Genomic DNA, 26,286 nt, shown 5'->3' with positions numbered 1-26,286 from the left:
CGTTTGCTACCTGACGATAAATCCCGTTAATGGATCGTTGCCGCTGTAAGACAGGGGCAATCGAAGAGAATTCAGCGCGCCGAAACAAATGCTCAGGCCAGAGGCCCGTTGAGCAATGGAACGAAGCGCACAGAGCCGAGAACGCGTCTGGAAAAACCCTGTTCTTCGCGAATGATCAACATCAATTGTTGAACCTCACCGGACCCGACCGGGATCACCAATCGCCCCCCCGGCGCCAACTGATCGAGCAACGCCTGAGGCACTTCGGTCGCCACTGCGGTAACAATAATACCGTTGTACGGCGCCAGCGCCGGCCAGCCCTCCCAGCCATCGCCCCAGCGAAACACCACGTTGCGCAAGTTGAGCTCGACCAGACGCTCCTTGGCCCGGTCCTGCAGCACCTTGATGCGCTCGACCGAAAACACCCGTTCAACCAGTTGCGACAGGATCGCGGTCTGATAACCCGACCCCGTGCCTATCTCCATGACCTTGTCCAGAGGACCTGCCTCCAGCAGCAGCTCGCTCATGCGCGCGACCATGTAAGGCTGGGAGATGGTCTGGTTGTTCCCGATCGGCAACGCCGTGTCTTCATAGGCACGGTGGGCCAGCGCCTCGTCGACGAACAGGTGACGCGGTGTACGGCGAATCACCTCCAGCACCTTGGCGTTGGAGATGCCTTCTTCATACAAACGCTGAATCAGGCGTTCACGGGTGCGTTGCGAGGTCATCCCGATGCCGCGATGCATAGGGTCTTGTTCACGAGCCATCAGCGCAGCCCCTCCAGCCAGCCATCCAGACTTCTGAAGGCATCATTGAAGGTGCGATCCAGTTGCAGTGGAGTGATTGAAACATAGCCTTGCATGACCGCATGGAAGTCGGTGCCCGGGCCGCCATCTTCGGCGTCCCCCGCCGCGGCGATCCAGTAACCGGATTTGCCCCGCGGATCGACCACCTTCAACGGTGCTGCAGCGCGTGCGCGATGGCCGAGGCGAGTCAGTTGGATTCCGCGGATGTGGTCCAGCGGCAAATTTGGAATGTTCACGTTCAGCACCGTGCGCGGTGGCAGTTCGAGGTCCGCGTGAGCCTCTACCAGTTTGCGCGCAAAATAAGCGGCGGTGGAAAGGTTCTCCACTTGCCGTGAGACCAACGAAAAGGCGAACGAAGGACGTTCCAGGAAGCGTCCTTCCAGGGCTGCGGCTACGGTGCCGGAATACAGCACGTCGTCCCCCAGATTGGCGCCCAGGTTGATCCCGGAAACCACCATGTCCGGGGCTTGCTCCAGCAAACCGTTGAGCCCCAGGTGTACGCAATCGGTGGGCGTGCCGTTAAGGCTGATAAAGCCGTTGGCCAGGGTTTGCGGGTGCAACGGACGGTCGAGCGTCAGCGAACTGCTGGCGCCGCTCTTGTCCTGGTCCGGGGCGATAACCACGCATTCGGTGTAATCCGCCAGCGCAGCATAAAGCGCGGCGAGACCGGGTGCGGCTACCCCATCGTCGTTAGAAATCAGAATACGCATGGGCTGTCCGTCTGCCCCACCGGCACCAGATCGACGAGTTCGCGCACCAATACGGTGGCGAAGCATCCGGCCGGCAGGATGAATTCCAGTTGCAGAATGTCAGGCTCGGGATAATGCCACGTCAACCCACCAATGGGCAGCCGCAGGATGCGACGTTCGTGGCTCATTCCGGCGTTAATCAACCAATCGCGAAGATCCGCCTCGCGTGCGGCGATTGCCTGCTCCAGTTCATGGACAGCGCCCGAGGCCGGCGAGTCACCTTCGCCCCACTGCGGACCGGTCGGGTGCAGGTCGAGAATCGCCAGGCGCGGGTCGCTGCACTCGGCAACGCCTGCGGGAAAGAAGCTGCGGCTGTCGGTGAACGCCAGCAAATCGCCGACCTGGGCGCGCTGCCAGGTGCCATCGGCGACACGCGCCGCCAACACTTGGTTAAACAAAAAACTACGGGCCGTCGAAAGCAGGCGCGAACGCACGTTGCGCTGCTCCGGCAACGCCTTGCGCGCGGCCCAGGCGCGGGCATCGACCACGTTGCCGCCGTCAAACCCGAAGCGCTGGGCGCCGAAATAATTGGGAATACCTTGTTTGGCGATCAGCTGCAGACGCTCTTCGATCGCCGCCTTGTCGCCCGTGAACTGCGTCAGGCGCAAGGTGAAGCCGTTGGCCGAGTGGGCACCGCGTTGCAGCTTGCGTTTGTGCCGGCCGGTCTTGAGGATTTTCAACGTGTCGTTTTCTGCCAGCGACAAATCCGGATCGGCCTTGCCCGGCAGCTGTACGCTGAACCACTGACGCGTCAGCGCCTGACGATCCTTGAGGCCCGCATAGCTGACGGTGCGCAAGGGCACACCCGCTGCCTTGGCGATCCGCCGTGCCGCTTCCTCGGTATTCAGCCCGCGCTTCTCGACCCAGATCCACAGGTGCTCGCCGTCGCCACTGAGGGGGATATCGAGGACTTCATCGACCTGAAAATCTTCCGCCGTCGCTTTCAGTACGGCGCTGCCGAGGGCTTCACCGTAGGCCCGCGGACCGAGCAATTGCAGGTCGTTCATGCGCGCATCAACAAGGCAACGGAATGCACGGCGATGCCTTCTTCGCGACCGACGAAGCCGAGCTTTTCGGTGGTGGTGGCTTTTACGTTCACTTGATCCAACTCAACTTGAAGATCCGCGGCAATCAGCGCGCGCATCGATTCGATATGCGGGGCCATTTTCGGCGCCTGGGCGACGATGGTGTTATCGACGTTCCCGACTTTCCAGCCCTTGGCGTGGATCAGTGCAACGACATGGCGCAACAGCACGCGGCTGTCGGCGCCCTTGAATGTCGGGTCGGTGTCCGGGAAATGCTTGCCGATGTCGCCCAACGCGGCAGCGCCCAGCAAGGCATCGCTCAAGGCGTGCAGCAGGACGTCACCGTCGGAATGAGCGAGCAGCCCGAAGCCGTGTGCAATCCGCACGCCGCCCAGAGTAATGAAATCGCCTTCAGCGAAACGGTGCACATCATAGCCGTGGCCAATACGCATAAAAAAACGCCCCGATTTTTGTCAGGGCGTGATTCTACCTGCATTAGCAGCTTAGAGCGCGCGCGTGATGTTGCAGATGGTCGTCGATGAAGCTGGCGATGAAGAAATAACTATGGTCGTAGCCCGGCTGCAGTCGCAGCGTCAGCGGATGACCCGCCAGTTTGGTGGCCTGTTGCAGGGCTTCCGGCTTGAGCTGGGTGGCGAGGAAATCGTCGCGATCACCTTGGTCGACCAGCAGCGGCAATTTCTCATCAGCCTCGGCGATCAATGCACAGGCATCCCATTCGCGCCATTTCGAGCGGTCTTCGCCCAGGTAACGAGAGAAGGCCTTTTGCCCCCAAGGACAATCCATCGGATTGTTGATCGGCGAGAACGCCGACACCGACTGATAACGTCCCGGATTGCGCAAGGCGCAGACCAGCGCGCCGTGGCCGCCCATGGAGTGCCCGCTGATGCCGCGCTTGTCCGATGCAGGGAAATGGGCTTCGACCAATGCGGGCAATTCCTGCACGACATAGTCATGCATCCGATAGTGCCGCGACCAGGGTTCCTGGGTGGCATTCAGATAGAACCCGGCGCCGAGACCGAAGTCCCAGGCGCCCTCCGGATCACCCGGAACATCAGGGCCGCGAGGACTGGTGTCCGGTGCCACGATGATCAGCCCCAGCTCGGCGGCCATGCGCATGGCGCCGGCCTTGTGCATGAAGTTTTCGTCGGTGCACGTCAGGCCGGACAACCAGTACAGCACCGGCAGTTTGCCGCCCTGCTCCGCTTGCGGCGGCAGGTACACGGCAAACACCATGTCGCAGCCGAGCACCTCGGAGCGGTGTTTATAGCGTTTGTGCCAGCCGCCGAAGCTTTTCTGGCAGGAGATATTTTCCAGGTTCATGTCCGACCTCAGAAATGGATGACGGAACGGATGCTCTTGCCTTCGTGCATCAGGTCAAACGCCTTGTTGATATCTTCCAGGCCCATGGTGTGGGTGATGAACGTATCCAGCGGAATTTCGCCGGTCTCGGCCATTTCGACGTAGCTCGGCAATTCGGTACGGCCGCGCACTCCGCCGAATGCCGAACCGCGCCAGACGCGGCCGGTGACCAGCTGGAATGGACGAGTGGAGATTTCCTGGCCGGCACCGGCCACGCCGATGATCCACCGACTCGCCCCAACCCTTGTGGCAGCACTCGAGTGCCGCGCGCATCAATTGCACATTGCCGATGCACTCGAAGGAAAAGTCGACGCCGCCATCGGTCATGTCGACGATGACTTCCTGGATCGGCCGGTCGAAGTCTTTCGGGTTCACGCAATCGGTTGCACCCAGCTGTTTGGCGATCTCGAATTTGGCCGGGTTGATGTCGATCGCGATGATGCGCGCGGCCTTGGCTTTGACCGCGCCGATGATCGCCGACAGACCGATGCCGCCGAGACCGAAAATGGCGACGGTGTCACCAGGTTTTACTTTGGCCGTATTGAGGACTGCGCCGATGCCGGTGGTGACACCGCAGCCCAGCAGGCAGACTTTTTCCAGTGGCGCTTCTTTAGGAATCCTGGCGACAGAGATTTCCGGCAGCACGGTGTACTCGGAGAAGGTCGAGGTACCCATGTAGTGGAAAATTGGCTGGCCCTTGTAGGAAAAGCGCGAGGTGCCATCCGGCATCAGGCCTTTGCCTTGGGTGGCGCGAATGGCCTGGCAGAGGTTGGTCTTGCCCGACAGGCAGAATTTGCACTGGCGGCATTCCGGGGTGTACAGCGGGATCACGTGATCGCCGACCGCCACGGAGGTCACGCCCTCGCCGATCGCTTCAACCACCGCGCCACCTTCGTGACCGAGGATCGACGGGAAGATGCCTTCCGGGTCAGCGCCGGACAGCGTGTAGGCATCGGTATGGCAGACACCGGAAGCCACCACGCGCAGCAAGACTTCACCGGCCTTGGGCATGGCGACATCGACTTCGACGATCTCGAGGGGTTTCTTCGCCTCGAAGGCTACGGCTGCGCGCGACTTGATCATGTGCATTCTCCAGTGAATAAAAACAAGACAGTGAGTGTAATACAGCGCTCCACGGTGAATAATCCGGACAAAAGCAAAACATTATTGCCATACAGGGATAATCCTTGATGTCCGAAAACCGCTGGGAAGGGATCGACGAGTTTGTAGCGGTCGCCGAGTGCGGCCAATTCACCGCTGCTGCCGAACGTCTCGGGGTTTCGTCCTCCCATGTCAGTCGACAAATCGTACGCCTCGAAGAGCGCCTTCAGACGCGGCTGCTTTATCGCAGCACCCGTCGCGTCACCCTGACTGAAGCCGGGCAGACGTTTCTACAACATTGCCAACGATTACAGGATGGCCGGGAAGAAGCCTTGCGAGCGGTCGGCGACCTGACCAGCGAACCCAAAGGCATGCTGCGCATGACGTGCGCCGTGGCTTATGGCGAACGCTTCATCGTGCCGCTGGTGACCCGCTTCATGGGGCTCTATCCGCAGCTGCGGATCGACATCGAACTGAGCAACCGCCAACTGGACCTGGTGCACGAGGGCCTGGACCTGGCGATCCGTCTTGGCCGCTTGCAGGACTCACGGCTGGTGGCGGCACGCCTGGCACCACGGCGCATGTACTTGTGCGCATCACCGTCCTACCTGGAACGCTATGGTCGCCCGCACAGTCTGTCGGAACTGAGCCGGCATAATTGCCTCATCGGCAGTTCGGACATTTGGCAACTGGAACAGAACGGACGGGAATTTTCCCAGCGGGTACAGGGAAACTGGCGCTGCAACAGTGGGCAAGCGGTGCTGGATGCGGCGTTACAAGGTGTCGGGTTGTGTCAGTTGCCGGATTATTACGTGTTGGAGCATTTGAACAGCGGTGCGTTGATTTCGTTGCTGGAAGCGCATCAGCCGCCGAATACCGCGGTGTGGGCGCTTTATCCACAGCAGCGACATCTGTCGCCGAAGGTGCGCAAGTTGGTGGACTTTTTGAAGGAGGGGTTGGCCGAGCGGCCGGAGTATCGCAGCTAGCGAATCCATTGCTGTGTCACCAAGATCCTGATTGCTTGGGCCACCGCATTCGCGAGCAAGCCCGCTCCAACAGTTGACCGAGTTCTATCAGAAGAATGCGATCGAGTGTGGGAGCGGCGGTGCGACGATTCGACTTGCTCGCGAAAGCGGTCTGACAGACACCACAGCAGTCAGCGGCGGTTAGCCCATCGCTGGCGCAACCATTCAAGGTCTTCGGGCCGAGTGACTTTCAGGTTGTCGGACCGACCTTCTATCAAACGTGGCGCCAGGCCTGCCCACTCCATCGCCGAAGCCTCATCGGTGACGACCGCATCCGCCACCAGACTGTCGGCCAATGCCCGATGCAATGCCCCCAGGCGAAACATCTGTGGCGTATAAGCCTGCCAGATCACACTGCGGTCCACGGTTTCGACAACACGGCCCTGCTTGTCGACCCGCTTGAGGGTATCGCGTGCTGGCACCGCCAGCAGACCGCCCACCGGGTCGTCCGCCAACTCGCTGAGCAACTTGTCCAGATCATCACGGCTCAGATTCGGTCGCGCGGCATCGTGGACCAGCACCCAATCTTCATCGTCAGCGCCCTGGGCATGCAAATGCAGCAGCGCATTGAGTACCGACCCGGAACGCTCGGCACCGCCCTCAACCCGCTGAATACGCGAATCGCCAGCACACGCCAGGTTCGGCCAATAAGGATCATCGACAGCAAGACTGACCACCAGGCCCTTCAGGCAAGGATGATCAAGGAAACAGCCAAGGCTGTGTTCGAGAATAGTGCGCCCGCCCAGTTGCAAATATTGCTTGGGACGGTCCGCGGCCATACGGGCACCGACGCCCGCGGCAGGAATCACGGCCCAGAAGGCCGGTAACGAAGGGTTCATTGAGCCAGCTGGTAAAGGGTTTCACCATCCTTGACCATGCCCAGCTCATGACGAGCCCGCTCTTCAACGGTCTCCATGCCCTTTTTCAACTCACTGACTTCAGCGTCCATCACCCGATTGCGCTCAAGCAGGCCCTCGTTCTCAGCGTGTTGATCTGCGATCTGCTGAGTCAGTTCGGCCACTTGCGCCAGGCTGCCATTACCCACCCACAGGCGGTATTGCAGGCCAGCCAGCAGCAGGAGCAAGACGAGGAACAACCAATTGGGACTGCGCATCGAATATCAGGTATCCAGTGAAAAAAGACAGCCATGCCAACACTTTGAAGCTGCTGATAGCACGAAGCCTGGAAGAACCAGGCTTGTGCTGTTAAGGCATCAGATTAGTGGCAAAAACGTCGCTGTAGCGATTTTTCCGACACAATCCGGTGTCTTTTTACCAGTTAACGATTAACCGCGGAATTCGCTGCGACCGTTGTACTTGGCTTTGCCATTCAACTGCTCTTCGATACGCAGCAGTTGGTTGTACTTGGAAACACGGTCGGAACGGCACAGGGAACCGGTCTTGATCTGGCCAGCCGAGGTGCCCACGGCCAGGTCGGCGATGGTCGAATCTTCGGTTTCGCCGGAGCGGTGCGAGATCACGGCGGTGTAACCAGCGGCCTTGGCCATCTGGATGGCTTCCAGGGTTTCGGTCAGGGTGCCGATCTGGTTGAACTTGATCAGGATCGAGTTGGCGATGTTTTTATCGATGCCTTCTTTCAGGATCTTGGTGTTGGTCACGAACAGGTCGTCGCCTACCAGTTGGACTTTCTCGCCGATCTTGTCGGTGAGGATTTTCCAGCCAGCCCAGTCGGACTCGTCCAGGCCATCTTCGATCGAGATGATCGGATAACGCTCGGTCAGGCCTTTGAGGTAGTCGGCGAAACCTTCAGCGGTGAACACCTGGCCTTCGCCGGACAGGTTGTACTTGCCGTCTTCGTAGAATTCGCTGGCCGCGCAGTCCAGGGCCAGGGTCACGTCGGTGCCCAGTTTGTAACCGGCGTTGGCCACGGCTTCGGAGATCACTTTCAAAGCGTCTTCGTTGGAAGCCAGGTTCGGTGCGAAACCACCTTCGTCACCCACGGCAGTGCTCAGGCCACGGGCCTTCAGTACGGCTTTGAGGTGATGGAAAATCTCGGTGCCCATGCGCAGGCCTTCCGAGAAAGACTTGGCGCCAACCGGCTGAACCATGAATTCCTGGATGTCGACGTTGTTGTCGGCGTGCTCGCCACCGTTGATGATGTTCATCATCGGAACCGGCATCGAGTAGACACCCGGGGTGCCGTTCAGGTTGGCAATGTGAGCGTACAGCGGCAGGTCCTGATCCTGTGCTGCTGCCTTGGCCGCAGCCAGGGAAACGGCGAGGATCGCGTTGGCGCCCAGGGAACCTTTGTTTTCAGTACCGTCGAGCTTGATCATCGCGTGATCCAGCGCTTTCTGGTCGCTTGGGTCTGTGCCTTTCAACAGGTCGCGGATCGGACCGTTGATGTTGGCGACGGCTTTGAGTACGCCCTTGCCCAGGTAACGGCTCTTGTCGCCATCACGCAGCTCGAGCGCTTCACGCGAGCCAGTGGAAGCACCGGACGGCGCGCAAGCACTGCCGATGATGCCGTTATCGAGAAGCACGTCCGCTTCCACGGTGGGGTTGCCACGGGAGTCGAGAACTTCACGACCTTTGATGTCGACGATTTTTGCCATTGTTGTAAACACTCCAAAGTTGACGAAAACGCTCTGTACCGCTCGATTTATAACGTGTGGCTCACTTTGTAGGAGCCGGCTTGCTGGCGAAGGCGGTCTCGAAATTCCCGCAAGGCTTGAGGGCCTCTTCGCTGGCAAGCCAGCTCCTACAAGTTCGGGTTTGCCGATATTACGCGGTTTCTACGACAGGAAAACTCTTCACCAGGTCGTCCAACGCTTTGAGCTGGGCCAGGAATGGCTCCAGTTTGTCCAGACGCAAGGCGCAAGGGCCGTCGCATTTGGCGTTGTCCGGATCAGGGTGGGCTTCGAGGAACAAACCGGCCAGCGACTGGCTGATCCCGGCTTTCGCCAGATCGAGCACCTGGGCGCGGCGACCACCGGCAGAATCGGAGCGAGCACCCGGCATCTGCAACGCGTGGGTCACGTCGAAGAACACCGGGTATTCGAACTGCTTCATGATGCCGAAGCCGAGCATGTCGACGACCAGGTTGTTGTAGCCGAAGCTCGAACCGCGTTCGCAGAGGATCAACTGATCGTTACCCGCTTCCACGCATTTGCTCAGGATGTGTTTCATTTCCTGAGGCGCGAGGAACTGGGCTTTCTTGATGTTGATCACCGCACCGGTCTTGGCCATCGCGACCACCAGGTCGGTCTGGCGCGACAAAAAGGCCGGCAGCTGGATGATGTCGCAGACTTCAGCAACGACCGCGGCCTGTTCGGGCTCGTGGACGTCGGTGATGATCGGCACGCCGAAGGCTTGCTTGATGTCCTGGAAAATCCGCATGCCCTCTTCCAGGCCAGGGCCACGGTAAGAGGTCACGGAGGAACGGTTGGCCTTGTCGAAGCTGGCCTTGAACACGTAAGGGATACCGAGTTTTTCGGTGACCTTCACGTATTCTTCGCAGACCTGCATCGCCATGTCGCGGCTTTCCAGCACGTTCATGCCACCGAAAAGCACCATTGGCTTGTCGTTGGCAATCTCGATATCGCCTACACGGATGATCTTCTGCGCCATTGGATTTACGCCTTCTTCTGGTGTTGAACCAAAGCTGCTTTAACGAAACCGCTGAACAACGGGTGACCGTCGCGTGGCGTCGAAGTGAACTCCGGGTGGAACTGGCAAGCGACGAACCACGGATGATCCGGGGCTTCGACCACTTCAACCAACGCGCCATCACCGGAACGACCGGAGATTTTCAGGCCGGCTTCGATCAGTTGCGGCAGCAGGTTGTTGTTCACTTCATAGCGATGACGGTGACGCTCGACGATCACGTCCTTGGCATAGCAGTCGTGTACCAGGGAGCCGGTTTCGAGCAGGCAATCCTGGGCGCCGAGACGCATGGTGCCGCCCAGGTCGGACGCTTCGGTGCGGACTTCAACAGCGCCGGTGGCATCTTCCCACTCGGTGATCAATCCCACGACCGGATGGCCGCTGGCACGATCGAACTCGGTGGAGTTCGCGTCTTTCCAGCCCAGCACGTTACGCGCGAACTCGATGACGGCCACTTGCATGCCCAGGCAGATGCCCAGGTACGGCACCTTGTTTTCGCGAGCGAATTGAACGGCAGTGATCTTGCCTTCCACGCCACGCAGACCGAAACCACCCGGTACGAGGATCGCGTCGACACCTTCCAGCAGCGCAGTGCCCTGGTTTTCGATGTCTTCGGAGTCGATGTAGCGCAGGTTGACCTTGGTGCGGTTGCTGATGCCGGCGTGACTCATCGCTTCGATCAGCGACTTGTAGGCGTCCAGCAGCTCCATGTACTTGCCGACCATGGCGATGGTGACTTCGTGCTCGGGGTTGAGCTTGGCGTCGACCACGGCTTCCCACTCGGACAGATCGGCGCCGCCACATTGCAGGCCGAAACGCTCGACGACGAAATCATCCAGGCCCTGGGCGTGCAGGATGCCCGGGATCTTGTAGATGGTGTCGGCGTCTTCCAGCGCGATCACCGCACGTTCTTCAACGTTGGTGAACTGCGCGATCTTGCGGCGCGAGGACAGGTCGATCGGGTGATCGGAACGGCACACCAGCACGTCTGGCTGCAGGCCGATGGAACGCAGTTCCTTGACCGAGTGCTGGGTTGGCTTGGTTTTGGTCTCGCCGGCGGTGGCGATGTACGGCACCAGCGTCAGGTGCATCAGCATCGCGCGCTTGGCGCCGACTTCGAAACGCAATTGACGGATCGCTTCGAGGAACGGTTGCGATTCGATGTCACCCACGGTGCCACCGATCTCGACCATGGCCACGTCGGCATCGCCGGCGCCCTTGATGATCCGGCGCTTGATTTCGTCGGTGATGTGCGGGATCACCTGGATGGTGGCGCCCAGGTAATCACCACGGCGCTCTTTGCGCAGGACGTGTTCGTAGACACGGCCGGTGGTGAAGTTGTTGTTCTGGGTCATGGTCGTGCGGATGAACCGCTCGTAGTGGCCCAGGTCCAGGTCGGTCTCGGCGCCGTCGTGGGTGACGAACACTTCACCGTGCTGGAACGGGCTCATGGTGCCCGGGTCAACGTTGATGTACGGGTCCAGCTTCAGCATGGTGACCTTAAGTCCCCGCGCCTCCAGGATGGCCGCCAATGAAGCCGATGCAATGCCTTTCCCCAATGAAGAAACAACACCGCCCGTGACGAATATGTAGCGCGTCATGAAAAACCCTAGAAGTCTGCGTTAAAGCGGTCCGAGCCGCCGGGGAAAGCGAAGGAAGGCCGAAGCCCCCGATCACCTGCATCAATCACAGTGCATCTTTCAAAAAAACCGCCGCGTTGGGACAGACCGGAAGGTGGAACACCGGTACGTTGCTCGCTACACATTTTTTGGAATCGCCCAGCAAAGACTGCTTGGTAATCGGCAACTCCTGCAATTCAGGCGAATCCACAGAAGTTGTATCAAGAAGGGAGCGTAGTCTACCGGAAAGCCCCTTTCAGCTCAAACCTTGATCGCAGGTGGCGGCTGCCAATGTAAATTCCAGCCATCCTGCGCGCTGCCGTTCAAGCCCCGCAGGTTCGCCACCGCCAGCAATTGCTCGCCCTGGTACAGCAGCGGCAATCTGCCACGGGCGAAGTTCGGGACCCCGCGTTCATTGAGCAAACGCTTCAGATCACGGTGCCCGCGACCCGGCAGATTCATCACTTCACCGCCTTCACGATAGCGGATATGCAGCGGGCCAGCGGGGATTTGACCGGCGAGTGTCAGTACGCCATTGCCCGGCAACGCCAGTGATCGCGAGGCATCAGGCCATTCTTCAGCGGCGGAAGAAGTGCGCAACCAGTGGCCGGACAACCACCATATCCGCCCACCTGCCCGATGGAGTTCGCCGTCCGCCAATCGCCAGCTCGGACGCGCATCGCCGGAAGCATCGCGCAAATCCTCCCAACCCGACCAATGGTCGCTGTCCGGCAGCCGCGTCAGCGCCGCGAGCCAGTGACTCAGTGCATTTCGCTGGCGAGCAGCGGAGAGTGTTGCCAGCGACGCCAGCTCCAGAGACGGCAAACCCAGCCAGTCGAACTCACTGACCGTGCTCGCGCCGGCCAGATCGATTTGCGCCAGCTCATCGAGCAATGCCTGCGCTTCACTCAGATGCGCGGCGCTGCGGGCCATGGTCGCCACCGCTTGCGGCCAGCGCTCGGTCAATACCGGGAACACCTGATGACGCAGGTAATTGCGCGAGAATTGCCGGTCCTGATTCGAGGGGTCTTCAATCCAGCCGAGCGCGTGCGCGGTCGCATAGGCTTCCAAATCCGCACGCGTGACATCGAGCAGGGGCCGCAACAGATGCCCTTTACCCAGCGGTCGCTGGCGCGGCATCGCCGAAAGCCCCCTCACTCCGGCTCCCCGCATTAGCCGAAACAACAGGGTTTCCGCTTGATCGTCACGGTGCTGGCCAGTCAGCAGCACTTCATTGGCCTGAGTCGCCTCGATGAACGCACCGTACCGCGCCTCCCGGGCGGCTCGCTCCAGGCTGGCGCCGGGTTGAACCTGGACGCGAATCACCGCCAGCGGCACTCCCAGCGCATCACAGACCGCCTGACAATGCGCCGGCCACGCATCGGCCGCAGCCTGAAGGCCGTGATGGACATGGATAGCGCTTAGCGCGGGCAGGGATTCGGTTTTTGCGAGGTGGGCAAGCAGGTGCAGCAGGACGGTGGAATCGAGGCCACCGGAGAAGGCGATGCGCCAGGTGGTGGCGTTGCGCCAGGGCTTGAGGTTCAGCAGGAGCCTGGCTGGCAGATCAATCATGGGCTGGCTCATATCGATCACTTTGCACAAATCAAATGTGGGAGCGGGCTTGCTCGCGAAAGCGGTGCAACATTCAACACATCGGTTGACTGTTACACCGCTTTCGCGAGCAAGCCCGCTCCCACAGTGGTTTTGCGTCGCTGGAAGAGACCAGGTCAGATCAGAGACCGTAGCTCATCAGGCGCTCGTAACGGCGGGCCAGCAGCGCTTCGTTATCGAACTTCTTCAGCATCGACAGTTGCGAGCTCAGCTCGGCACGGATCGAGGCTGCCGCCTTGGCTGGATCACGGTGTGCGCCACCCAACGGCTCGCCGATCACCTTGTCGACGATGCCCAGGCCCTTGAGGCGATCGGCGGTGATGCCCATGGCTTCAGCGGCATCCGGGGCTTTTTCCGCGGTTTTCCACAGAATCGAGGCGCAACCTTCCGGCGAAATCACCGCGTAGGTCGAGTACTGCAGCATGTTCAACTGATCGCACACGCCAATCGCCAGCGCGCCACCGGAACCACCCTCACCGATCACGGTGGCGATGATTGGGGTTTTCAGGCGCGCCATGACGCGCAGGTTCCAGGCGATCGCTTCGCTCTGGTTGCGCTCTTCGGCGTCGATGCCCGGGTAGGCGCCCGGCGTATCGATGAAGGTCAGGATCGGCATTTTGAAGCGTTCGGCCATTTCCATCAGGCGGCACGCCTTGCGGTAGCCTTCGGGGCGCGGCATGCCGAAGTTGCGGCGAACTTTCTCGCGCACTTCCCGGCCTTTCTGGTGGCCTATGATCATCACCGGCTGGTCGTCCAGACGGGCAATGCCACCCACGATCGCCGCGTCGTCGGAGAAGTGACGGTCGCCGTGCAGTTCGTCGAACTCGGTGAAGATGTGTTCGATGTAGTCCAGGGTATACGGACGTTTCGGGTGACGCGCCAGGCGTGCGATCTGCCAGCTGGTCAGCTTGGCGAAGATGTCTTCGGTCAGCGTGCTGCTCTTGTCCTGCAGGCGGGAGATCTCATCGCCGATATTCAGCGAATTGTCATTACCGACCAAGCGCAACTCTTCGATCTTGGCTTGCAGGTCGGCGATCGGCTGTTCGAAATCTAGAAAATTCGGGTTCATAGGCGTCCGTCTTGGGTCGACCTCCAAGGGAACTTGGGCCGGCCGGTTGTCTATTCGCGCCCTACCTTAAGGGACAGGCGCGTTCAGGTCGAGATTAAAAAATTCGGTCGAGATCAGGCCACGCTCTTGATGGAGAAGAATGAGGCCTGACCGTCAACGGTATTGGAGGAAGACGTTGTCTCGCCCGAACTGGTCACGCAGGGCTTGAATCAAGGCGTCCGCCGGGTCGATCCGCCAGGTCTCGCCGAACTGCAGCAAGGCCTTCGCATCGGGACTGGTGTATTCCATGGTGATCGGGCACGCACCGCGGTGACGCTTGAACAGCTCCCCCAGCCAGCGCAGCTGATCGCCCTTGAGGTCCTTGGTCTGCAGCTTCAGGCGCAGGCTTTCGGCCAGGTTGGTGCGCGCATCTTCCATGCTCATCACCCGCTTGACCCGCAGGCGCAGGCCACCGGAAAAGTCGTCGTTGCTCACTTCGCCTTCGACCACCACCATCGCGTCGGTCTGCAACAGCGACTGTGCGGAATGGAACGCGTCGGCAAACAACGAGGCTTCGATCCGGCCAGAGCGGTCGTCAAGGGTAATGAACCCCATCTTGTCGCCCTTTTTGTTCTTCATCACGCGCAGGGCGATGATCATGCCCGCGACCGTCTGGGTATCCCGGGCCGGTTTCAGGTCGATGATGCGCTGACGGGCGAAACGGCGGATCTCGCCTTCGTACTCGTCGATCGGGTGACCGGTCAGGTACAGGCCCAAGGTATCTTTCTCGCCTTTGAGGCGTTCCTTGAGGGTCAATTCCTTGGCCTTGCGGTGATTGACGTAGACATCGGCGTCTTCTTCGACGAACAGGCCGCCAAACAGATCGACGTGACCGCTGTCTTTGGTACGCGCGGTTTGTTCGGCCGCCTTGATCGCCCCTTCCATGGCGTTCAGCAAGACCGCCCGGTTACGGTCGATATTGGCCTGATAGGCTTTCTGCTCGTCATGGAAGTAAGGACCGAGACGATCCAGCGCACCGCTGCGGATCAACCCGTCCAAGGTGCGTTTGTTGATGCGCTTGAGATCGACACGGGCGCAGAAGTCGAACAGGTCCTTGAACGGACCCGCCTGGCGCGCCTCGGTGATCGCTTCCACCGGACCTTCACCCACCCCCTTGATCGCGCCGAGGCCGTAGATAATCCGGCCTTCGTCGTTCACCGTGAACTTGAACTCCGAGGTATTCACATCCGGCGCGTCGAGGCGCAGCTTCATGGTGCGAATTTCTTCGATCAAGGTCACGACCTTGTCGGTGTTGTGCATATCCGCCGACAGCACCGCGGCCATGAACGGTGCCGGGTAGTGGGTCTTCAGCCACGCGGTCTGGTACGACACCAGGCCGTAAGCAGCGGAGTGGGATTTGTTGAAGCCGTAACCGGCGAATTTTTCCACCAGGTCGAAAATGTTACCGGCCAGGTCCGGGTCGATGTTGTTAGCGGTGCAACCTTCAATGAAACCGCCGCGCTGCTTGGCCATTTCTTCGGGCTTTTTCTTGCCCATGGCCCGACGCAGCATGTCCGCACCGCCGAGGGTGTAACCGGCCATGACCTGGGCAATCTGCATCACCTGTTCCTGATACAGGATGATGCCGTAAGTCGGTGCCAACACCGGCTTGAGGCCTTCGTACTGGTAGTCCGAGTGCGGGTACGCCAGTTCGGCGCGACCGTGCTTACGGTTAATGAAGTCATCCACCATGCCCGATTGCAGAGGGCCCGGACGAAACAGGGCCACCAGTGCGATCAAGTCTTCCAGGCAGTCGGGCTTGAGCTTTTTGATCAGCTCCTTCATGCCGCGCGACTCGAGCTGGAACACCGCGGTGGTTTCAGCCTTTTGCAGCAGTTGGTAGGTCGGTTTGTCATCCAGCGGGATGAACGCGATGTCCAGCGGCGGCTCATCGACCTTGGCGCGCTCGCGGTTGATGGTTTTCAGCGCCCAGTCGATGACCGTCAGGGTTCGCAGACCGAGGAAGTCGAACTTCACCAGGCCGGCGGCTTCAACGTCATCCTTGTCGAACTGGGTCACCAGGCCGTCACCCGCCTCATCGCAATAAATCGGCGAGAAGTCAGTCAGCTTGGTCGGCGCGATCACCACACCACCGGCGTGCTTGCCGACGTTACGCACAACGCCTTCCAGCTTGCGCGCCATTTCCCAGATTTCCGCGGCTTCTTCATCGACCTTGATGAAGTCGCGGAGGATTTCTTCCTGTTCGTAGGCCTTTTCCAGGGTCATGCCGACTTCGAACGGAATCATCTTCGACAGACGATCCGCCAGGCCGTAGGACTTGCCCTGCACCCGCGCCACGTCACGGACCACAGCCTTGGCCGCCATGGAACCGAACGTGATGATCTGGCTCACCGCATTACGGCCGTATTTCTCGGCCACGTAGTCGATCACACGGTCACGGCCATCCATGCAGAAGTCGACGTCGAAGTCGGGCATGGAGACCCGTTCCGGGTTAAGGAAACGTTCGAACAGCAGGTCATATTCCAGCGGATCGAGGTCGGTGATCTTCTGTACATAGGCCACCAGCGACCCGGCACCCGACCCACGGCCTGGGCCGACTGGCACGCCGTTGCTCTTGGCCCACTGGATAAAGTCCATCACGATCAGGAAGTAACCGGGGAAGCCCATCTGGATAATGATATCCAGCTCGAAATTCAACCGGTCGACATAGACCTGACGCTTGGCTTCGTAATCTTCGGTGGTGTCCCTGGGCAGCAGAACGCTGAGGCGATCTTCCAGGCCATCGAACGAAACCTTGCGGAAATACTCGTCGATGGTCATGCCATCGGGAATCGGGAAGTTGGGCAGGAAGTGCTTGCCCAGTTTCACTTCGATATTGCAGCGCTTGGCGATCTCGACGGTGTTCGCCAATGCCTCGGGAATGTCGCTGAACAGCTCAGCCATTTCCTCGGCGCTTTTGAGGTATTGCTGGTCACTGTAATTCTTGGAACGTCGTGGATCGTCGAGGGCGCGACCTTCACCGATGCAGACACGGGTTTCGTGAGCGGCGAAGTCTTCCTGCTTGATGAAGCGCACGTCGTTGGTCGCCACCAGTGGCGCTCCGATCTTCTCGGCCAGGGCCACGGCGCCGTGCAGTTGTTCTTCATCGTTGGGACGATGGGTGCGCTGGATTTCCAGGTAGAAGCGATCCGGGAAGACCGTCATCCATTCGCGCGCCAGGTTTTCCGCTTCAGCCGGGTTGCCACTGAGCATGGCCAGGCCGATCTCGCCCTCTTTCGCCGCCGACAGCATGATCAAGCCTTCGCTGGCTTCGGCCACCCACTCGCGCTCGATGATGATCGAGCCATTGCGCTGGCCGTCGATGAAGCCGCGGGAGATCAGTTCGGTCAGGTTGCGATAGCCCACGGCATTCATCGCCAACAGGCTGATCCGGCTCAAGGCGTTATCCGGATCCTTGTTCGACAGCCACAGGTCGGCGCCGCAGATCGGCTTGATCCCCGCACCCATGGCCGCTTTATAGAATTTGACCAGGGAACACATGTTGTTCTGGTCGGTGACCGCTACGGCGGGCATGTTCATGCCGACCAGGGTCTTGACCAGCGGTTTGATCCGCACCAGACCGTCGACCAGGGAATATTCAGTGTGCAGGCGTAGGTGAACGAATGAAGCCGGCATAGTGATCCTGCGTATGTTCATAAAAACAACAAGGCCCGGATTGTACCGGGCCTTGGCGAAAACATCAGCCTGCGACTAGCCCACGATCAGGTGTGCCCGCGCTTCGTAAGCCAGGCGGACCGGGGCGAACGAACGCCGGTGAATCGGCGTCGGCCCCAGGCGGGCCAGGGCTTCCAGATGAACGGGAGTCGGGTAGCCTTTGTGGCCGCCGATGCCGTACCCCGGGTACACCAATTCGAAAGCAGCCATTTCACGGTCGCGACTGACCTTGGCCAGGATCGATGCCGCGGCGATGGCCGGTACCAGGGCGTCACCCTGTATCACCGCTTCGGCGCGCATCGACAGTTTCGGGCAGCGGTTGCCGTCGATCATCGCCAGTCTTGGCGTGATGTGCAGGCCCTCGACGGCGCGCTGCATGGCCAGCATGGTGGCGTGGAGGATGTTCAACTGGTCGATTTCTTCGACTTCGGCGCGAGCGATGCACCAGCTCAGGGCTTTTTCGCAGATTTCGTCATACAGCTTTTCGCGACGGGCCTCGGTCAGCTTCTTCGAGTCGTTCAGACCGAGAATCGGCCGGCTCGGATCGAGGATCACCGCTGCGGTCACCACGGCGCCACAGAGCGGGCCACGGCCGACTTCGTCGACACCGGCAACCAATGCTTCGACTTCAGCGACCAAGTTGAAATCCAGCCCCATTTGCATGCTTGTTTTTTTCATTGTACTTGACCGATCAGGTTCAGCACTGCATCCGCAGCCTGGTTGGAGGCATCCAGACGAAGGGTCCGGTGTATCTGGTCAAAACCGCGGGTCTGCTCTTCACCACCCTCGATCAGCGGCGACAGGGTCTGGGCCAGCGCTTCGACCGTCGCCTCGTCCTGCAGTAGCTCGGGCACCAGCAGGCGCTGGGCCAGCAGGTTCGGCAAGGACACGTATGGGCTTTTCACCATGCGTTTGAGAATCCAGAACGTCAGTGGCGCCAGGCGATACGCAACCACCATCGGCCGCTTGTACAACAAGGCTTCAAGCGTCGCTGTACCCGAGGCGATCAGCACCGCATCGCAGGCCGCCAGGGCCAGATGGGATTTGCCGTCGAGCAAGGTCAGCGGCAGGTCCCGACCGGCCAGCAACTCCTCGAGCTGCTTGCGCCGCTCGGGGCTGGCGCAAGGCACGACGAACCGCACGCCAGGGCGCAGGGCCCGCAGACGCTGGGCGGTATCGAGGAACAACGCACCCAGGCGCCCTACCTCGCCACCGCGACTGCCGGGCATCAATGCGACCAGCGGTCCGTCCGGCAAGCCGAGTTCGGCACGAGCGGCGGCGCGATCGGCTTCGAGCGGAATCGCATCGGCCAGGGAGTGCCCGACAAACCGCACCGGCACGCCCTTCTCTTCATAGAATTTCGCTTCGAACGGGAACAGCGTCAGCATCAGGTCGCAGCCTTCACGGATCTTCAGCACCCGTTTCTGCCGCCAGGCCCAGACCGACGGGCTGACGTAATGCACGGTCTTGATCCCGGCCTGACGCAATTTGAGTTCGATCGTGAGGTTGAAGTCCGGGGCATCGATGCCGATGAACACGTCCGGCTTCTCGGCGATCAGGTCCGCAACCAGTTTCTTGCGGCGCTTGAGCAACTCCCGCAAGCGACCCAGCACTTCCACCAGGCCCATCACGGAAAGACGCTCCATGGGGAAATACGAGGTCAGGCCTTCGGCCTGCATCAATGGGCCACCGACTCCGATGAACTCCACCGTTGGATGCCGAGCCTTGAGCGCGCGCATCAGACCGGCGCCCAGAATGTCGCCGGAAGCCTCACCGGCTACCAGCGCTATACGCAGATTAGCCATGATTATCGAGTGATGCCGCGGGTCGAAGACTGGATGGAATCACGGAACACCGCGACTTCAGGAAACTGCGCCGAAGGTTCGGTCAGCTCGGCGAGCGCCTGTTCAACCGTCAGGCCCTGGCGGTAAACCACCTTGTAGGCACGACGCAACGCGTGGATCGCGTCTTCGCTGAACCCGCGACGGCGCATGCCTTCGAAGTTCATGCTGCGCGCTTCGGCCGGGTTGCCGAACACCGTGACGTACGCGGGTACGTCCTTGCCGATGGCGGTACCCATGCCGGAAAAGCTGTGGGCGCCGATGTGGCAATACTGGTGGACCAGGGTAAAGCCGGACAGGATCGCCCAGTCCTCGACGTGCACATGGCCTGCCAGCGCAGTGTTGTTGACCAGAATGCAGTGGTTGCCGATGACGCTGTCGTGGCCGATGTGGGCATAGGCCATGATCAGGTTGTGATCACCCAGGGTCGTTTCCGAACGGTCCTGGACGGTGCCGCGGTGAATCGTCACCCCTTCACGGATGACGTTGTGGTCACCGATGACCAGGCGAGTCTCTTCACCCTTGTATTTCAGATCGGGCGTGTCCTCGCCTACCGAAGAAAACTGGTAGATGCGATTATGCTTACCGATTCGGGTCGGACCCTTGAGAATCACATGCGGCCCGATCACTGTCCCCTCGCCGATTTCCACACCTGCGCCGATGATCGACCAGGGGCCGACCTCGACGTCGTCGGCCAGGATGGCCGCCGGATCGATGATTGCGCGAGGGTCAATCAAACTCATAGTTTGCGTTCCGCGCAGATGATTTCAGCGGAGCAGACTGGCTTGCCATCGACCGAAGCCTGGCACTCGAACTTCCAGATCTGGCGCTTGCAGCTCAGGAACTTGGCTTCAAGGATCAACTGATCGCCCGGCAGGACCGGCTGGCGGAAGCGCAGCTTGTCGGAGCCGACGAAGTAATAGAGGGTGCCGTCGGCCGGTTTCACGTCGAGCATTTTGAAACCAAGGATCCCGGCAGCCTGAGCCATTGCTTCAATGATCAACACGCCCGGCATGATCGGATGCGCAGGGAAGTGACCATTGAAGAACGGCTCGTTGATGCTGACATTCTTGTAGGCGCGAATGCGCTTGCCTTCCACATCCAGATCCACCACCCGGTCCACCAGCAGGAACGGGTAACGGTGAGGCAGGTATTCGCGAATCTCGTTGATGTCCATCATTTCGGGGGGAAGCCTATGTAAAGATTGGTAACGCGCGACTGACGCGCATTCCTCTAGCAAATCAAGGAGGCCGACTAGCGGCTGTGCACACTTGATATGGAAATGGTATCAGCCATCTGATGAAGCATTATCGTCAGGGGTCACTTCCCCTACTCGCTTTTCCAGCTGTCGCAGCCGTCGCGCGATGTCATCGAGCTGACGCAGGCGTGCCGCGCTTTTGCGCCATTCGGCAGCCGGCTGCATGGCCGTACCGGAAGAATAGGAACCCGGCTCGGTAATCGAGTGGGTCACCATGGTCATCCCGGTGATGAAAACGTTGTCGCAGATTTCGATATGCCCCACCAGCCCGACGCCACCGGCGAGCATGCAATGCTTGCCGATTTTGCTGCTGCCGGAGATCCCCACGCACGCTGCCATGGCGGTGTGATCACCAATCTGGACGTTGTGGGCGATCTGAATCTGATTGTCGAGCTTGACGCCATTGCCGATGACAGTATCGGCCAATGCACCGCGATCGACAGCGGTATTCACGCCGATCTCTACATCATCGCCGACCAGCACTCCACCGACCTGGGCGATTTTCTGCCAGACACCTTTCTCGTTGGCGAAACCGAAACCTTCACCACCAAGCACGGCACCGGACTGGATCACCACCCGCTTGCCGATGCGCACGTCGTGATACAGCGTGACGCGCGGGGGCCAGCCAACCACCCTCGCCAATCTCGCTGCGGGCACCGACAAAGCAATGGGCGCCGACGGTCACGCCAGCGGCAATGCGGGCTGCGCTTTCGATCACGGCAAAGGCCCCGATGCTCGCCGCCGGATCGACCACCGCATCCGCCGCCACGACCGCCGTCGGGTGAACCCCGGCTAGCGCTTTGGGCTTGGGATCGAACAGGTGGGAAATACGGGCGTAGGCCAGGTACGGATCGGCCACCACCAGTGCATCACCGACGAAACCTTCCGCGTCAGCGGCCTTCAGCAACACGGCTGCGGCCCGGCTGTCAGCCAGGTATTTGCGGTATTGAGGATTTGCCAGAAAGCTCAACTGAGCTGGGCCAGCCTCTTGCAAAGTGGCTAGCCCAGTAATTTCCTTCTCCGCGTCGCCACGCAGGGTGGCGTCGAGGAACTCGGCCAACTGGCCGAGTTTTATGGTCGCTGTCATGGATTACTTCAGCTGATTCATGCGCTCGATAACCTGGCGAGTGATGTCGTACTGAGGCTTGACATCAATCACTGCGCCACGCTCGAAGACCAGGTCAAAAGCACCTTTCTTGATGACTTCTTCCACAGCGCTGTCCAGTTTCGGCTTGAGCTGCTTCAGCATTTCACGGTCGGCAACAGCCTTGGCTTCGTTCAGCTCCTTGGACTGGAACTGGAAGTCACGGGCCTTTTGCTTGAACTCGAGTTCCAGGCGCTCACGCTCGCCTTGCTGCATCTTGTCGCCGCCCGCCATCAGACGATCCTGGATGCCCTTGGCACTGCTTTCCAGGGTCTTGAGCTTGGACAGCTGAGGACCGAATTTTTTCTCCGCATCCACGGCGTATTTCTTGGCCGCGTCGGATTCCAGCAGCGCCATCTGATAGTTCAGAACGGCGATTTTCATGTCGGCAAAAGCCGGACCTGCTACCAGTACGGTCGCCAGGAGAACCAATTGAGTCAACTTACGCACGATGCACTCCTACAAAATCCATTGTCGTTATCTTGGGTCAGACGCTTAGAACGTCTGGCCGAGGGAGAATTGGAACACTTGAGTCTCAGCGTCATCCGGTTTCTTGACCGGCATGGCCAACGCGAAGCTCAGAGGACCCAGTGCGGTGACCCAGGTCACGCCGACACCGACGGAACTGGCCATGTTGCTCAGACTGATATCGTTGCACTTGGTATTGGACGACGAACCGTTTGCGTTGGTGGTGTCTTCGCATTTCGAGTCGAAGACGTTACCCACATCCCAGAATACCGACGTACGCAGGGAACGTTGATCCTTGACGAACGGCAGCGGGAACAGAAGCTCCACACCGCCCTGGATCAGGACGTTGCCACCAAACGGCAGCGGATCCTGGTCCGGATCGGCCAATGTACCCGGGTTTGTACCACGGCTAGGCGTACTGCGTGGACCCAACGTACTGTCCTTGAAGCCACGCACCGAGTTGAAACCACCAGCATAGTAGTTTTCATAGAATGGCAAGCCATCGGTCGAACCGTAACCGTCGCCATAACCCAATTCGGTGTGCAGGCGCATGGTGTAGTTCTCGCTCAATGGCTGGAACAGCTGGCCACGGTAATCGAGCTTGAAGAACGACAGGTCGCTGCCAGGGGTGGTGGTTTCCAGCACCAGGCTCTGGGAACGGCCACGGGTAGCGAGTACGCCCTTGTTCAGGGTGGATTCGGACCAGCCGGCCGAGGCCTTGAAGTTCAGGTAGTTGTCGCCTTCCTTGTTCACGAAGTCGAAGATCTCGTCAACGGTGTAGACGCCCGTCTTGATCTTGTCTTGTTGCGCCGTCAGGCCGAAGGTCAGGCGCGACGTTTCGCTGATCGGGTAGCCGACGCTCACGCCAGCACCCAAGCTGTCAACGGCGTAGCTGGCAACGTCGACGTCGAGATCGTCGTAGTCAGTGGTGCGATAGAACGCGTTGTAACCCAGGCTCACGCCATCGGCAGTCCAGTACGGGTCGACATAACCGAAGTTATAACGGCTCTGGTATTCGCTGCGGGTCAAACCGACGCTGACCTTGTTACCGGTCCCCAGGAAGTTGTTCTGGGTGATCGAACCACCGAGGATCAGACCGGCGCTCTGGGCGAAACCGACACTGGCGGTAATCGAACCGGAAGCCTGTTCTTCAACGCTGTAGTTCACATCGACCTGGTCGTCGACGCCCGGCACGGCCGGCGTTTCGACGTTGACTTCCTTGAAGAAGCCCAGGCGCTCAAGACGGGTCTTGGATTGGTCGATCAGGTAGGTCGAAGCCCAGCCGCCTTCCATCTGACGCATTTCGCGGCGCAGCACTTCGTCTTCCGACTTGGTGTTGCCACGGAAGTTGATACGGTTGACGTAGGCGCGCTTGCCCGGATCGACGGCGAACGTGATGTCTACCGTGTGGTCGTCTTCGTGAGGCTGAGGCACGCCGTTGACGTTGGCGAAGGTGTAACCCTCGTTACCGAGGCGGCGGGTGATCAGTTCCGAGGTGGTGGTCATCAGCTTGCGCGAGAACACCTGGCCTTTCTGCACCAGCAACAGGGATTTGATCTGGTCTTCAGGGACTTTCAGGTCGCCGCTCAGCTTGACGTCACGAACGGTGTACTTCTCGCCTTCGTTGACGTTGACGGTGATATAGACGTGTTTCTTGTCCGGGGTGATGGACACCTGGGTCGAAGCGATATCCATGTTGATATAGCCACGGTCCAGGTAGTAGGAACGCAGGCGCTCGAGGTCACCGGACAGTTTTTCACGAGCGTACTTGTCGTCGTTCTTGAAGAACGACAACCAGTTGCTGGTCTTGAGTTCGAACAGGTCGATCAGGTCTTCGTCGGCGAAGACCGTGTTACCCACCACGTTGATGTGCTGGATAGCGGCGACGGTGCCTTCGTTGATGTTGACCTTCAGCGCAACGCGGTTACGCGGCTGCGGCACCACTTCGGTGTCGACAGTGGCCGAGTAGCGACCCTGAGCGACGTACTGGCGCTGCAGTTCGTTACGCACACCTTCGAGGGTGGCGCGCTGGAAGATCTCGCCTTCGGCCAGACCGGATTGTTTGAGGCCCTTCATCAGGTCTTCAGTGGAGATCGCTTTGTTGCCCTCGATCTCGATACTGGCGACCGAGGGGCGCTCGACGACCGTGATGACCAGGACGTTGCCGTCGCGACCCAACTGGATATCCTGAAAGAAACCGGTTTTGAACAGCGCACGAGTGGATTCCACCAGGCGACGATCGTCCGCCTTTTCACCGACGTTCAACGGCAAGGCACCAAAGACACTCCCCGCGGAGACCCGCTGGAGGCCATTGACGCGAATATCAGAGATGGTGAAGGACTCGGCGTGAACTTCGGCGATCATCAATACGGTGAGAACCGCAGTTAGCAGCAGACGTTTCATGAAGTCCTTTCTTATTCCAACTGGCAATAAACAAACTGCCGCAAAATGCGGCAGATTCGCAATTCAGCGAAGCGTTACAGTCGACCCAGATCATTGACCAGAGCAAGCAACATCACCCCGACCACCAAACTGATACCGATCTGTATCCCCCAACCCTGCACCCGATCCGACAAGGGGCGACCACGCACCCACTCGATCAGATAAAACAACAGATGCCCCCCATCCAGTACAGGAATGGGCAACAAATTCAGAACCCCCAGGCTAATACTCAGATAAGCAAGGAAATTCAGGAAATCAGCGACACCCGACTGGGCAGAAGCGCCCGCCACTTTAGCAATGGTTATCGGTCCACTCAAGTTTTTTACCGAGAGCTCGCCGAACAACATTTTCTTCAGCGAATCGAGGGTCAGCACACTCATGGTCCAGGTGCGTCGAGCACCCTCCCCGATCGCTGCCACGGGACCGTAACTGACCTCGCGAATCATCTCCGGCGGCCAGTCGACTGCCTTCACCCCCGCCCCCAGATAACCACTGGGCGCCTTCTTCTCACCACGCGCGGCCAGCGTCACCGGGATGTCGAGTTGAGCCGCGTCGCGCTCGATGCGCAGGATGATTTTGCTATCGGGGCGCAGGCGGACGGTATCGACCACCTGCTGCCAGTCGTCCAATGCCTTGCCATCCAGGGCGATCAATCGATCGCCGGTCTTCAGGCCGGCAGCCTGGGCCGGGCCTTTTGGATCGAGTTCGGCCAGCACCGGTGGCAGGGCCGGACGCCAGGGGCGAATGCCCAGCGAGCGAATCGGGTCCGGTTCATCGGCACCCTTGAGCCATTTGTCCAGCACCAGCTCACGAGGCGATTCGGCCGTGGAGCCCTGATCGCGAACCAGCAACTGCAGGGCACCGCTTTCACCCAGACGACGCACCAGCTGCAGATTCACCGCCGCCCAGCCGGACGTGGGCTCGCCATCGATGGCAATGATTTCCTGACCGGCGCTCAGGCCGGCCTTGGCGGCGATACTGCCGGACTCGACGGCACCGATGACCGGTCGCACCTGCTCGCTGCCAAGCATCGCGAGCACCCAGAAAAAGACCATCGCCAGCAGAAAGTTGGCAATCGGGCCGGCCGCGACGATAGCGATGCGTTGACGGACCGATTTGCGATTGAAGGATTGCTCGATCTGCTCGACAGGCACTTCGCCTTCGCGCTCGTCGAGCATCTTCACATAGCCGCCCAGCGGGATGGCGGCGATCACGAATTCGGTGCCTTGCTTGTCGTGCCAGCGCAGCAATGGCATGCCGAAGCCCACGGAAAAGCGCAGCACTTTGACCCCACAGCGACGCGCGACCCAGAAATGGCCGAATTCGTGGAAGGTGACCAGCACGCCCAGCGCTACCAGGGTGCCGACAATCATATAGAGCGCGCTCATCTACTTTCTCCGCAATCCTG

General features: G+C 59.9%; 20 protein-coding genes and 3 pseudogenes. 1 reads left to right on the top strand and 22 read right to left on the bottom strand.

All coding sequences use genetic code 11. From position 1 onward, the window contains the following. Positions 1-92: 92 nt before the first annotated feature. From BZ163_RS23540 to BZ163_RS23515, 6 genes and pseudogenes are all read right to left on the bottom strand, one after another. A complete protein-coding gene (locus tag BZ163_RS23540; protein WP_178110502.1) occupies positions 93-728 on the bottom strand; it encodes a protein-L-isoaspartate(D-aspartate) O-methyltransferase in 636 nt (211 codons plus the stop codon). Positions 729-766: 38 nt separating this feature from the next. Continuing rightward, entirely contained in the window at positions 767-1,516 is a 750-nt protein-coding gene (gene surE / locus BZ163_RS23535) for a 5'/3'-nucleotidase SurE (RefSeq protein ID WP_128872796.1), read from the bottom strand. Further along, positions 1,504-2,562: a tRNA pseudouridine(13) synthase TruD gene (gene truD, locus BZ163_RS23530; protein ID WP_128872795.1), complete on the bottom strand. Its 1,059-nt coding sequence runs from the start codon at positions 2,560-2,562 to the stop codon at positions 1,504-1,506. The genes surE and truD overlap by 13 nt, the downstream gene beginning before the upstream one ends. Next, a complete protein-coding gene (gene ispF, locus BZ163_RS23525) occupies positions 2,559-3,032 on the bottom strand; it encodes a 2-C-methyl-D-erythritol 2,4-cyclodiphosphate synthase (RefSeq protein WP_128872794.1) in 474 nt (157 codons plus the stop codon). The genes truD and ispF overlap by 4 nt, the downstream gene beginning before the upstream one ends. A gap of 43 nt (positions 3,033-3,075) precedes the next feature. Continuing rightward, complete coding sequence (fghA, locus tag BZ163_RS23520) at positions 3,076-3,921, bottom strand: S-formylglutathione hydrolase (RefSeq protein ID WP_128872793.1); 846 nt, start codon at positions 3,919-3,921, stop codon at positions 3,076-3,078. Between the two features lie 8 nt (positions 3,922-3,929). After that, a pseudogene (locus tag BZ163_RS23515) lies at positions 3,930-5,043 on the bottom strand (S-(hydroxymethyl)glutathione dehydrogenase/class III alcohol dehydrogenase). A gap of 107 nt (positions 5,044-5,150) precedes the next feature. On the opposite strand from BZ163_RS23515, the gene BZ163_RS23510 reads away from it, so the two are divergent. Then, complete coding sequence (locus tag BZ163_RS23510) at positions 5,151-6,047, top strand: LysR substrate-binding domain-containing protein (protein ID WP_128872792.1); 897 nt, start codon at positions 5,151-5,153, stop codon at positions 6,045-6,047. 170 nt (positions 6,048-6,217) lie between these two features. Here BZ163_RS23510 and ispD read toward each other — a convergent pair whose 3' ends face one another. The 16 genes and pseudogenes from ispD to rseP all read right to left on the bottom strand — a co-directional run bounded on the left by ispD (position 6,218) and on the right by rseP (position 26,266). Then, entirely contained in the window at positions 6,218-6,925 is a 708-nt protein-coding gene (gene ispD / locus BZ163_RS23505) for a 2-C-methyl-D-erythritol 4-phosphate cytidylyltransferase (RefSeq protein WP_128872791.1), read from the bottom strand. Further along, the gene (gene ftsB / locus BZ163_RS23500) at positions 6,922-7,200 is read right to left on the bottom strand and encodes a cell division protein FtsB (RefSeq protein ID WP_008028992.1); all 279 of its coding nucleotides are present in this window, start codon (positions 7,198-7,200) and stop codon (positions 6,922-6,924) included. The genes ispD and ftsB overlap by 4 nt, the downstream gene beginning before the upstream one ends. A 171-nt stretch (positions 7,201-7,371) precedes the next feature. Then, entirely contained in the window at positions 7,372-8,661 is a 1,290-nt protein-coding gene (eno, locus tag BZ163_RS23495; protein ID WP_128872790.1) for a phosphopyruvate hydratase, read from the bottom strand. A gap of 169 nt (positions 8,662-8,830) precedes the next feature. Next, on the bottom strand, positions 8,831-9,676 hold the full coding sequence (gene kdsA, locus BZ163_RS23490; RefSeq protein ID WP_128872789.1) for a 3-deoxy-8-phosphooctulonate synthase: 846 nt from the start codon (positions 9,674-9,676) through the stop codon (positions 8,831-8,833). 5 nt (positions 9,677-9,681) lie between these two features. After that, positions 9,682-11,313, bottom strand: a complete 1,632-nt coding sequence (locus BZ163_RS23485) for a CTP synthase (protein WP_128872788.1) — start codon at positions 11,311-11,313, stop codon at positions 9,682-9,684. Between the two features lie 274 nt (positions 11,314-11,587). Continuing rightward, positions 11,588-12,915, bottom strand: a pseudogene (gene tilS / locus BZ163_RS23480) (tRNA lysidine(34) synthetase TilS). Between the two features lie 148 nt (positions 12,916-13,063). Continuing rightward, entirely contained in the window at positions 13,064-14,011 is a 948-nt protein-coding gene (locus BZ163_RS23475; RefSeq protein ID WP_128872787.1) for an acetyl-CoA carboxylase carboxyltransferase subunit alpha, read from the bottom strand. 153 nt (positions 14,012-14,164) lie between these two features. Then, complete coding sequence (gene dnaE, locus BZ163_RS23470; RefSeq protein WP_128872786.1) at positions 14,165-17,686, bottom strand: DNA polymerase III subunit alpha; 3,522 nt, start codon at positions 17,684-17,686, stop codon at positions 14,165-14,167. A gap of 75 nt (positions 17,687-17,761) precedes the next feature. Next, entirely contained in the window at positions 17,762-18,388 is a 627-nt protein-coding gene (rnhB, locus tag BZ163_RS23465; protein WP_128872841.1) for a ribonuclease HII, read from the bottom strand. 11 nt (positions 18,389-18,399) lie between these two features. Continuing rightward, positions 18,400-19,530, bottom strand: a complete 1,131-nt coding sequence (gene lpxB / locus BZ163_RS23460) for a lipid-A-disaccharide synthase (RefSeq protein ID WP_128872785.1) — start codon at positions 19,528-19,530, stop codon at positions 18,400-18,402. A gap of 2 nt (positions 19,531-19,532) precedes the next feature. Beyond that, a complete protein-coding gene (lpxA, locus tag BZ163_RS23455; RefSeq protein ID WP_128872784.1) occupies positions 19,533-20,309 on the bottom strand; it encodes an acyl-ACP--UDP-N-acetylglucosamine O-acyltransferase in 777 nt (258 codons plus the stop codon). Beyond that, positions 20,306-20,746, bottom strand: coding sequence for a 3-hydroxyacyl-ACP dehydratase FabZ (gene fabZ / locus BZ163_RS23450; protein ID WP_007907157.1), 441 nt, complete (start codon positions 20,744-20,746; stop codon positions 20,306-20,308). Before fabZ ends, lpxA begins: the two co-directional genes overlap by 4 nt. A gap of 108 nt (positions 20,747-20,854) precedes the next feature. Further along, positions 20,855-21,911, bottom strand: a pseudogene (lpxD, locus tag BZ163_RS23445) (UDP-3-O-(3-hydroxymyristoyl)glucosamine N-acyltransferase). 3 nt (positions 21,912-21,914) lie between these two features. Continuing rightward, the gene (locus BZ163_RS23440) at positions 21,915-22,418 is read right to left on the bottom strand and encodes an OmpH family outer membrane protein (protein WP_010462812.1); all 504 of its coding nucleotides are present in this window, start codon (positions 22,416-22,418) and stop codon (positions 21,915-21,917) included. A gap of 45 nt (positions 22,419-22,463) precedes the next feature. After that, positions 22,464-24,839 (bottom strand): outer membrane protein assembly factor BamA, encoded by a 2,376-nt coding sequence (gene bamA, locus BZ163_RS23435; protein WP_128872783.1) that lies wholly within the window; start codon positions 24,837-24,839, stop codon positions 22,464-22,466. Between the two features lie 74 nt (positions 24,840-24,913). Then, on the bottom strand, positions 24,914-26,266 hold the full coding sequence (gene rseP / locus BZ163_RS23430; RefSeq protein WP_128872782.1) for a sigma E protease regulator RseP: 1,353 nt from the start codon (positions 26,264-26,266) through the stop codon (positions 24,914-24,916). Positions 26,267-26,286: the final 20 nt, after the last annotated feature.

Origin of the sequence: Pseudomonas sp. VI4.1 (genome assembly GCF_002029345.1) — a bacterium.
Lineage (GTDB): Bacteria > Pseudomonadota > Gammaproteobacteria > Pseudomonadales > Pseudomonadaceae > Aquipseudomonas.
Note: the sequence above shows the minus strand (reverse complement) of the source record. Positions and strands in the feature narration are given on the sequence as shown.